Origin of the sequence: Arthrobacter sp. (assembly GCF_030540645.1) — a bacterium.
Classification (GTDB): Bacteria; Actinomycetota; Actinomycetes; order Actinomycetales; family Micrococcaceae; genus Specibacter.
In genome coordinates, this window is the sequence record NZ_JAUNVV010000066.1 from 11677 (window position 1) to 20976 (window position 9300).

Sequence of the window (9300 nt, forward strand, 5' to 3'; positions counted from 1 at the left end):
CCGGACGGGGTCAAGGTGCTTGCCTCCGGTTTCTGGAAGCTCATGCCGCTGGAGTGGAATGAACTCAAAAGCGTCGAGGTGCTGGACATCAGGGCCTTGGACTACGGCGGCTGGGGCTACAGGATGGGCGCCGGCAGCGTCGGCTTCATCATGGGCAACGGCCCGGCAGTGGTCATGAAGGGCGGCTACCACCAGACGTGGATCATCTCCATGCCAAGCCTTGAAGCCGCTGGCGAAGCAGCCGCTCTCATCAATGCCTACATCCACGCTGCCACAGTGAGAAGCTAGGCCCATGGAATACGAAGGCAGTCACGACGGCGTGGGCGAACGTCCCATCGACGCCCGAGCCCTGCGCTTCGCCCTGATCTTCCCGCTCCTGCTGGCCGCCTCGTTGTTTCTTGGCGGGTTTCTGATCAAGGCTCAGCTGCCCGACGGCGTGATGCTCCCGATCGGCGGTGGCTCACTTCCGCTACCTGCGTTTCTGGCCGTCGGGGCAGCGTTGATTGTGGTGCTGGGAGCCGGCGTCGGCAGCCAGGGCGCCCGCACATCGCTGCCGCCCCTGCTGCGCAGAATCCTGTTGGGCGTTGGAATGACGCTGCAACTGGCAGCCTTCACCTTGTTCGGGGCCGCCTTGTTGGGCCAAGGGGCACCGGAAGGGTTGCCGAAAGTCACCGTTGACGGGTTCGTCCTGCTCATGGGGTGCGGACTGGCCATGGCCATGGGCGTGGTGCTCGCCATGACGTTCAAACCGGCGGAACAGTGGAGCGCATCCGATGACAAGGTCCTGGCCCAGATGCTGGCGATGGAAGCAGACCCCACCGCCATCAACGACACCATGGCCTACTTTGTTCACCCCAAGGGATCCGTCACCATCATGATCCTGCTCGTCGCCATTCTGCCCGGCGCCATGCTGACGGTCATTTCACCATGGATACTGCTCGTTGCCGTGGTGCTGGCCCTGCTGGTGATCTCGATGCTAAGTGCAACCATTCAAGTGGACAGGCGCCAACTCATCGTGAAAGTGCTCGGGCTGGTTCCCGTGCTGGCCGTTTCCTGCGAGGCTGTCGACGCGTCCGTGTCCCTGGACATCGTCGCGAAGGACTATGGCGGCTGGGGCTTGCGCAAGCACAGCGGATCCGCCACGTTTTTGACGTACTCGGGGGCCGCCGTCGTGCTTCGACTGAACGACGGCGGGAAGGTGGTTGTCAGTGCGCCGGACCTTGACACGGCCGACGACCTGTCCGCGATCCTAAACCGCCGTGCCGGAAAGTCGCCGGACAAGCGCTAGCCGCCCGGCCGGCCCCGGACCCGGCCGCAGCAGGGCCGCGGCATGGGTAGGCTTGGAGGAGCATTAATCACCTCCACCACTAAGGACCCCTCATGCGCGTTCACATCGCAACAGACCACGCCGGCATGGAGCTCAGCGCCCACCTCATCACGGCCCTGGCCGCCAAAGGCTACGATATGGTGGACCACGGACCTGCGGCCTACGACGCCGAGGACGACTACCCCTCCTTCTGCATCAATGCGGCGCAGGCCGTGGTGACGGACCAGGTGGCAGGCGTGGATGCGCTGGGAATCGTGCTGGGTGGCTCCGGCAACGGTGAGCAGATCGCGGCCAACAAGGTCAAGGGCGTGCGCGCGGCGCTGGCGTGGAACCTGTCCACCGCCAAGCTGGCCCGCGAACACAACGACGCCAACGTGGTGGCTGTGGGCGGGCGCCAGCACAGCGTCGAGGAAGCCACCGAGATCATCGAGGCGTTCCTGGCGGAGCCCTTCAGCGACGCTGAACGCCACGTGCGCCGCATCGGCAAGATCGCCACGTACGAGACCACCGGCGAAGTCGTCGACTAAGGATGCCCGAGGGACATTCAGTCCACCGCCTGGCGCGACAGTTCAACGACGTCTTTGGAGGGGCTGCGCTGGCCGTGACCAGCCCGCAGGGGAAGTTCACCGCCGGGGCCGCCCGCCTGGACGGCCACGTGCTGGAACGAGCCGAGGCCCACGGCAAGCAGATGTTCCTGTACTTCTCCCACGACCTCATCATGCGCGTCCACCTGGGCCTGTACGGGGCGTGGGACTTTGGCGGTGATTCCACTTTCACCGGCGCGTCCAGCATCGGAGCGCCGCGGCGCATCGGTGAGCAGGAAGTTAGTGGTGACGCCGGTGTACCGGAAGCCACCAGCGTTGCGTACCTTGGCCCGCCGGAGCCCAAGGGTGCCGTGCGTGTGCGGCTGGTCTCGGACCACGGCTGGGCAGACCTGCGGGGCCCCACGGCCTGCGAGGTGCTCACCCCTGCCGAAGTCGCTGCCGTGCGCAGGAAACTGGGCCCCGACCCGTTGCACAACTTCGACGGCGACGCCCAAGAGTTTGCGCGCCGCCTTCGAAAGAGCGCCACCAACATCGCGCTCCAGCTCATGAAGCAGGACGTCTTGGCTGGCGTGGGCAACGTGTACCGGGCCGAGGTCCTGTTCCGCCTGGGCCTGGACCCCATGCTCCCCGGCACGAGCCTGCAGCTGGAGGAAGCCAACGCACTCTGGACGGACATTGTCCGTGTCATGGCCGACGGTGTCCGCGACGGGCGCATCATCACCACCGAGCTGGCAGACCGGCCCTCTGGCTTGGGTGTGGCTCCCGGCCTTGCGGCACAGTGGAGGGACAGCGGCGGGCTGGACGGCGGTGGCAGCCGGGATACGGTGTCGAGCCTCAACACCGTGAACAAGGACGTCCCCGTTGCAGATGCCCACTACGTGTACAAGCGTGAGGGCCTGCCCTGCCGGCATTGCGGCACCGAGATAGCCATGAAGGATCTCGGTGGGCGGAAACTGTACTGGTGCCCGAACTGCCAGGGCGGCTGACCTGATGTTCACGATTTGCAGCACAGGCCGAGTCGTTGATAGTGTTACGGAGTTGTTCGGCCACAAGCCGAAACATCCGGGGGCGTAGCTTAATGGTAAAGCCTCAGTTTTCCAAACTGATGACGCGGGTTCGATTCCCGTCGCCCCCTCCACGAAGAAGCAATCCCCGGCCCATGGTCGGGGATTTTTTCATGCCCGGGGCCAGCCAGCCAAGCCCCAGCACCCGAATAGCCTGTGCCGGAGTGCCGATTGTGCATCTGGGAACTTTTGCCCGTAGACTGTTCCGGGCAACTACGGGGCGTAGCGTAGTGGCTAGCGCGCCTGCTTTGGGAGCAGGAGACCGCAGGTTCGAGTCCTGTCGCCCCGACTTCAGCATAATCCGGATCACGTTTGGTCAGTGACTGCCCATGTGCTGGGCCCAGATATCCATCTAGAGACCATCAGGAGTACCACGCTGTGAAGAGCGCTGTCGAAAACCTCACACCCACTCGGGTCAAGCTCGATGTCGAGGTTTCCTTTGAGGAATTGAAGCCCAGCATTGCCGAGGCATACAAGACAATTGCCACACAGGTGCAGGTGCCTGGCTTCCGCAAGGGCAAGGTCCCGAACCAGCTGATCGACCAGCGCGTTGGCCGCGGCCACGTCCTGGAGACGGCCATCAACTCCGGCCTCAACGGCTGGTACCAGGAAGCTGTCATTGAGAACAAGCTCATCCCGTTGAGCCGTCCCGAGGTTGAAATCACCGAGGTTCCCGATCCTTCCGGTACCGAAGGCGTTGTCAAGTTCCACGTTGAACTCGATATCCGTCCCGAGATCGAACTGCCCGACTACGAAGGCATCGAAGTTGAGGTCGCCGCTCTTGAGGCCACCGACGAAGACACCGAGGCGGCTCTTGACGAGCTGCGCGGCCGCTTCGGCACGCTGAAGGTTGAAGACCGCCCGGCTGCCGATGGCGACTTCGTCAGCATCAACATCGACGCCAAGATCGACGACGTCGAGGTTGACTCCGCTTCGGACCTCTCCTACCAGCTCGGTGCAGGCAACATGCTCGACGGCCTGGACGAGGCTGCAACCGGCCTGTCCGCCGGCGAAGAAGCCATCTTCAACACGAAGCTTGCCGGTGGCGAGCACGCTGGTGAAGAAGCACAGGTCACCGTCAAGGTCACCTCCGTGAAGGTCCGCGAACTGCCCGAGGCAAACGACGACTTCGCTCAGCTGGCTTCCGAGTTCGACACCATTGCTGAACTGAAGGAAGACCTGGCCAAGCAGGCTGCCGAGTCCAAGACCGTTGAGCAGGGCGTCGAAGCCCGCGACAAGGTTCTTGAGAAGCTCGTTGACCTCGTTGAGGTTCCCGTTCCGGAATCCGTCATCGCAGATCAGCTCGAGCAGCACTTCAAGCCGGAGAACGCACACGGCCCCGAAGAGCACGACACCGAAGAGCACCGCGCCGAGGTCAAGGAAAACACCGAGAAGGCATTCCGCAACGAGATCATCCTCGATGCCATCGCCGAGAAGGAAGAGATCGGCGTCAGCCAGGCTGAACTGATCGACTACATCGTGTCCTCCGCCAGCCAGTACGGCATGGACCCGAACCAGTTCGCCCAGATGCTGGATTCCTCCGGCCAGGTCAACATGATCGTTGGCGAAGTTCGTCGCCGCAAGGCCCTGGCTGCAGTTCTGGCCAAGGCTTCCGTGAAGGACTCCGAAGGCGCAGTGGTCGATTTGACCGACTTCGTCTCGGTTGCTTCCGAAGAAGAAGTAGAAGAAATCGACGGCGAGGACGAGGTCATCGAGCCCTCGGCAGTGGTAGATCCGGGCGAAGTCCGCATCTAACGCACACCTTTCACCAGGTTGCTAGAACTAAAAGCCGTTGCCGGTTCCTTTCACGGGGAGCTGGCAACGGCTTTTTGCGTGTCCGCCCAGTGGCCTCCCCGTCGACCACGAGCAGGCTGATTTATTCCCGCACACACGGTGTCTTCGCGGATCGTGCGCCTACAGCGAACAGGGTGAGGATGGGCCCCAACGCACCGCTGAAAAGGGCTACTGTCCAAGTAGTGAACATTAGTGATGGGCACGCGGGGCTCGCCCGGCGGCCCACACGAAGGAGAGGTAAACCCACCATGGCACAGCAAACCACCCCGACGATGGCCAGCGCGGATTCGAACGGCCAGGATCAGTACATCTTCAACCGCCTGCTGAAGGAACGCATCATTTGGTTGGGCTCGGAGGTTCGAGACGACAACGCGAACGTCATCTGCTCGCAGCTGCTGCTGCTCTCGGCGGAGGACCCCGAGAAGGACATCTTCTTGTACATCAACTCACCCGGCGGCTCGGTGACGGCAGGCATGGCGATCTATGACACCATGCAGTACATCCCGAACGACGTCGTCACAGTCGCCACCGGGCTGGCTGCGTCCATGGGACAGTTCCTGCTCTCCTCCGGTACCAAGGGCAAGCGTTATGCCACGCCCAACGCACGCATCCTCATGCACCAGCCTTCAGGCGGTATTGGAGGAACGGCGTCGGACATCAAGATCCAGGCCGAGCTCATCCTGCACATGAAGAAGGTCATGGCTGAACTGACAGCCGACCAGACAGGCCAGACGATCGAGAAAATCCTCGTCGACAACGACCGCGACAAGTGGTTCACAGCCGAGCAGGGACTCGAATACGGCTTCTTCGACAAGATCGCCCGCCACGCCGGAACCGTTGCCGGCGGCGGCGGAACCAACGCCAGCTAAAGCCCCGCCAAAGAGAATCCTAGATTTCAGGAGTAACCGATCATGACTTACAACTTTGGCAGCACCGCTTTTGGCAAGACTGCCGGCAACCTGCCCTCCAGCCGCTACGTGCTTCCGCAGTTCGAGGAGCGCACCCCCTACGGGTTCAAGCGTCAGGACCCGTACACAAAGCTCTTCGAGGACCGCATCATCTTCCTGGGCGTCCAGGTTGACGACGCCTCAGCCGATGACGTCATGGCCCAGCTTCTCGTGCTGGAAGCCGACGACACGGACCGCGATATCACGCTGTACATCAACTCTCCCGGCGGATCGTTCACGGCCATGACGGCCATTTACGACACCATGCAGTTCGTTCGCCCGGAAATCCAGACCGTGTGCCTGGGTCAGGCTGCTTCCGCGGCGGCCGTGCTGCTTGCAGCCGGCGCCCCGGGCAAGCGCTTGGCCCTGCCGAACGCACGCGTGCTCATCCACCAGCCGGCACTGTCAGGCGGTCAGGGTGGCCAGGCTTCCGACTTGGAAATCCAGGCCAATGAGGTCATGCGTATGCGTTCATGGCTTGAGGACACCCTTGCCGAGCTCTCCGGCCGCACGCCGGAACAGGTCAGCAATGACATTGAGCGTGACAACATCCTCACGGCCGCGCAGGCCAAGGATTATGGCCTGATCGATGAGGTGCTTGCACCGCGCAAGATCAAGCCTGCCGCCATCACGCGCTAAGTGGGTTCTGGCACGCACCGGAACGGGGATGTAAAAAAGCCCTTGTTCCGGTGCTTGCCTTCCGCCCAATGTCCATGCCGTGGCCTAGAGTGGAATATAGTTCGTAGGACGTTCCCCGGCACCGGCCGGGAGCGCACAAGTTTTAGAGGTAACTTTGCTACCGGCGGGTTATGCGCGAAAGGACACATTGATGGCCAGGATGGGCGAAAGCACCGATCTGCTGAAGTGTTCCTTCTGCGGCAAGAGCCAAAAACAGGTACGCAAACTCATTGCCGGGCCCGGCGTCTACATCTGCGATGAGTGCATTGAACTGTGCAACGAGATCATCGATGAGGAACTGGCCGAAGTTGCCGACCTCGATGCCTTCGATCTCCCCAAGCCGCGTGAGATCTTCGATTTCCTGCAGGAATACGTGGTTGGTCAGGAACCGGCTAAACGTTCTTTGGCGGTTGCCGTGTACAACCACTACAAGCGGATCCAGTCCGGGCATGCCGTCAAAAGCAACACCATTTCCACGGGCATCCATGACGAAGTGGAAATCGCCAAGTCGAACATTCTGCTGGTGGGACCCACGGGCTGCGGAAAAACCTATTTGGCTCAAACCCTTGCGCGGCGGCTGAACGTTCCCTTCGCCGTCGCGGATGCCACCGCATTGACGGAAGCCGGCTACGTGGGTGAAGACGTGGAGAACATTCTCCTCAAACTCATCCAGGCAGCGGACTTTGACATCAAGAAGGCCGAACACGGCATCATCTATATCGATGAAATCGACAAGATTTCACGCAAGTCGGAGAACCCTTCCATCACCCGTGACGTATCCGGGGAAGGCGTCCAGCAAGCGCTGTTGAAAATCCTTGAAGGCACCGTGGCCTCGGTCCCTCCGCAGGGCGGGCGCAAGCACCCCCACCAGGAATTCATCCAAATCGACACCACAAACGTGCTGTTCATCGTGGCCGGAGCCTTTGCGGGCCTGGAAGAGATCATCGGCTCACGGGCCGGGAAAAAGGGCATCGGCTTTGGCGCCCCGCTCAGTGCCCTCAAGCAGTCGGAGGCCACTTACGCCGACGTCATGCCTGAGGACCTGCTGAAGTTTGGCCTGATCCCGGAATTCATTGGCCGACTGCCTGTCATCACCACTGTCACGCAGTTGGACCGAACGGCACTCATTCAGATCTTGACGGCACCGAAGAACGCGCTGGTCAAGCAGTACCAAAAGATGTTCACGCTCGACGGCGTCGACCTCGAGTTCGAGGACGAGGCGCTCGACGCCATTGCGGATCTGGCCTTGACCCGTGGAACAGGTGCGCGCGGTTTGCGGGCCATCCTGGAAGACGTCCTTCAGCCGGTTATGTTCGATCTCCCCAGCCGAGAGGACATTGCCTCGGTGGTCATCACGGCAGACGTTGTTGCCAAGAAGGCTGAGCCGACGCTCATTGCGCATGACGTGGTTGCCAAACGCAGGAACAAGTCCGCCTGATAGTTAGCCCCGGGCGTCCGGCGGAATAGCCTACCACTTCACTTGGTTATACGAATTAGTGGGTCCGCCGCGTGCTGGCTCTTCTCATCCATGCTTTACCAAGGAGGTTTTTCATGACTGAAAATAATGCAACCGCTGTTGAAACCGCTGATTTCTGGTTTGATCCCACCTGCCCCTACGCTTGGGCAACTTCACGTTGGATCTGCGAAGTTGAGCAAGTTCGCAGTATCAAGGTCAACTGGCACGTGATGAGCCTTTCGGTACTGAACGAAAATCGCGAGGATATTTCCGAGGACTACAAGGCTCATGTGGCCAAGGCCTGGGGCCCGGTCCGTGTTATCACTGCTGCTGCGCAGGAACATGGCAACCAGTTCATCAAGCCGCTGTACGACGCCATGGGCACGGAAATTCACGTCAATGGCAACAGGGATCTTGACAACGTCATCGCCAAGGCGGTGGCCGAAGTTGGGCTGCCTGCAGAACTGGCTGCTGTGGCAACCACTGATCGTTATGACGTGGCACTGCGCGCCAGCCACGCCGAGGGTATCAACCAAGTGGGCCAAGACGTTGGAACGCCGATTGTGGCTTTCAACGGCACCGCCTTCTTCGGCCCAGTCATCACGCGTATTCCGCGCGGTGAAGAGGCCGGCAAGCTGTGGGACGCCACCCTGACATTGGCGGGGTTCCCGTACTTCTTTGAGATCAAGCGCAGCCGCACGGAAGAGCCGCAGGCCAGCTAAAGAGCACGAGAGAAGTGAAAAAGTGCCGCCACCCGAGCAGGGGTGGCGGCACTTTTTTACGCGCTGATCGAACTCCGACTATTATGCGCCGGATTCACGGGCGAATGGTGCGCCACAGAGTCAGTGGCGCACCGTTCGCAGTCGAATCGGACGCATAAGTTGAGTGCCAGCGGAACGGATCAGGCCTGCGCGGGCTCCTCAGGCGGTGCCAGCTCGACGTTGGACACGGTCAGCTCACCATCGCCCACGGCAATGGTGATCTCAAGCGCGTTTGCGGCAGCCTTGAGGTCGCCCAAACCGGCGGCAAGCTGAGCTGCCCGAACTTCACCGGCAGTGACAGTTGCCGAGATTACCTGGGTGCGCTGCTTGACCTTCGCCTCGGACTTGGCCTTGCGGATGCCGCTCAACGCGTCCCCGACGGTCGAGAGTAAGGTGGTGTCGCCGTCGTCCACGGCAACGGCGGTGGGCCACGGTGCGCGGTGCACCGAAGCGGTACGCCACCAGCCCCACACTTCCTCCGTGGCGAACGGCAGGAACGGTGCGAACAAGCGCAGCAGTGAATCAAGCGTGGTGGCCAGTGCAGCCAACACGGACGCCTGACCCTCCTCGCCGGCCGCACCATACGCCCGGTCCTTGATGAGCTCAACGTAGTCGTCGGTGAAGTGCCAGAAGAAGCTCTCCGTCAGTTGCAGGGCGCGGGCGTAGTCGTACTTCTCAAACGCAGCAGTCGACGCATTCACCACTTCTGCCAGCTGGGCCAACAGTGC

Annotated in this window: 9 protein-coding genes, 2 tRNA genes and 1 pseudogene; 11 read left to right on the plus strand and 1 reads right to left on the minus strand. The window is 61.6% G+C overall.

Features of this window, described 5'->3' with window-relative positions; translation table 11 throughout:
- The 11 genes and pseudogenes from Q4P21_RS12055 to Q4P21_RS12105 form a co-directional block, all read left to right on the plus strand.
- Window positions 1-288: pseudogene (locus Q4P21_RS12055) on the plus strand (hypothetical protein); the annotation flags it as partial.
- Window positions 289-292: 4 nt separating this feature from the next.
- Window positions 293-1288, plus strand: coding sequence for a hypothetical protein (locus tag Q4P21_RS12060; RefSeq protein WP_303389011.1), 996 nt, complete (start codon window positions 293-295; stop codon window positions 1286-1288).
- Window positions 1289-1380: 92 nt separating this feature from the next.
- Window positions 1381-1854: a ribose-5-phosphate isomerase gene (locus tag Q4P21_RS12065; protein WP_303389012.1), complete on the plus strand. Its 474-nt coding sequence runs from the start codon at window positions 1381-1383 to the stop codon at window positions 1852-1854.
- A gap of 2 nt (window positions 1855-1856) precedes the next feature.
- Complete coding sequence (locus Q4P21_RS12070) at window positions 1857-2858, plus strand: Fpg/Nei family DNA glycosylase (RefSeq protein WP_303389013.1); 1002 nt, start codon at window positions 1857-1859, stop codon at window positions 2856-2858.
- A gap of 78 nt (window positions 2859-2936) precedes the next feature.
- A tRNA-Gly gene (locus Q4P21_RS12075) sits at window positions 2937-3010 on the plus strand.
- A gap of 142 nt (window positions 3011-3152) precedes the next feature.
- Window positions 3153-3225 (plus strand) — tRNA-Pro (locus tag Q4P21_RS12080).
- An 89-nt stretch (window positions 3226-3314) separates the two neighbouring features.
- Complete coding sequence (gene tig, locus Q4P21_RS12085; RefSeq protein ID WP_303389014.1) at window positions 3315-4691, plus strand: trigger factor; 1377 nt, start codon at window positions 3315-3317, stop codon at window positions 4689-4691.
- Between the two features lie 287 nt (window positions 4692-4978).
- On the plus strand, window positions 4979-5599 hold the full coding sequence (locus tag Q4P21_RS12090) for an ATP-dependent Clp protease proteolytic subunit (RefSeq protein WP_303389015.1): 621 nt from the start codon (window positions 4979-4981) through the stop codon (window positions 5597-5599).
- Window positions 5600-5641: 42 nt separating this feature from the next.
- The gene (locus tag Q4P21_RS12095) at window positions 5642-6316 is read left to right on the plus strand and encodes an ATP-dependent Clp protease proteolytic subunit (RefSeq protein WP_207344775.1); all 675 of its coding nucleotides are present in this window, start codon (window positions 5642-5644) and stop codon (window positions 6314-6316) included.
- Between the two features lie 190 nt (window positions 6317-6506).
- Complete coding sequence (gene clpX, locus Q4P21_RS12100; protein WP_303389016.1) at window positions 6507-7793, plus strand: ATP-dependent Clp protease ATP-binding subunit ClpX; 1287 nt, start codon at window positions 6507-6509, stop codon at window positions 7791-7793.
- 113 nt (window positions 7794-7906) lie between these two features.
- A complete protein-coding gene (locus Q4P21_RS12105; RefSeq protein WP_303389017.1) occupies window positions 7907-8533 on the plus strand; it encodes a DsbA family protein in 627 nt (208 codons plus the stop codon).
- Window positions 8534-8712: 179 nt separating this feature from the next.
- On the opposite strand, the gene Q4P21_RS12110 is transcribed toward Q4P21_RS12105, so the two are convergent.
- On the minus strand, window positions 8713-9300 hold a 588-nt coding region (locus Q4P21_RS12110; RefSeq protein ID WP_303389018.1), incomplete at its 5' end, for a class I tRNA ligase family protein.

Excerpts from the sequence above, each read along its gene's own strand:
- Q4P21_RS12060 (WP_303389011.1), top strand. The coding sequence starts at position 293 with ATGGAATACGAAGGCAGTCACGACGGCGTGGGCGAACGTCCCATCGAC.
- Q4P21_RS12065 (WP_303389012.1), top strand. The coding sequence starts at position 1,381 with ATGCGCGTTCACATCGCAACAGACCACGCCGGCATGGAGCTCAGCGCC.
- Q4P21_RS12070 (WP_303389013.1), top strand. The coding sequence starts at position 1,857 with ATGCCCGAGGGACATTCAGTCCACCGCCTGGCGCGACAGTTCAACGAC.
- Q4P21_RS12090 (WP_303389015.1), top strand. The coding sequence starts at position 4,979 with ATGGCACAGCAAACCACCCCGACGATGGCCAGCGCGGATTCGAACGGC.
- Q4P21_RS12095 (WP_207344775.1), top strand. The coding sequence starts at position 5,642 with ATGACTTACAACTTTGGCAGCACCGCTTTTGGCAAGACTGCCGGCAAC.
- clpX (WP_303389016.1), top strand. The coding sequence starts at position 6,507 with ATGGCCAGGATGGGCGAAAGCACCGATCTGCTGAAGTGTTCCTTCTGC.
- Q4P21_RS12105 (WP_303389017.1), top strand. The coding sequence starts at position 7,907 with ATGACTGAAAATAATGCAACCGCTGTTGAAACCGCTGATTTCTGGTTT.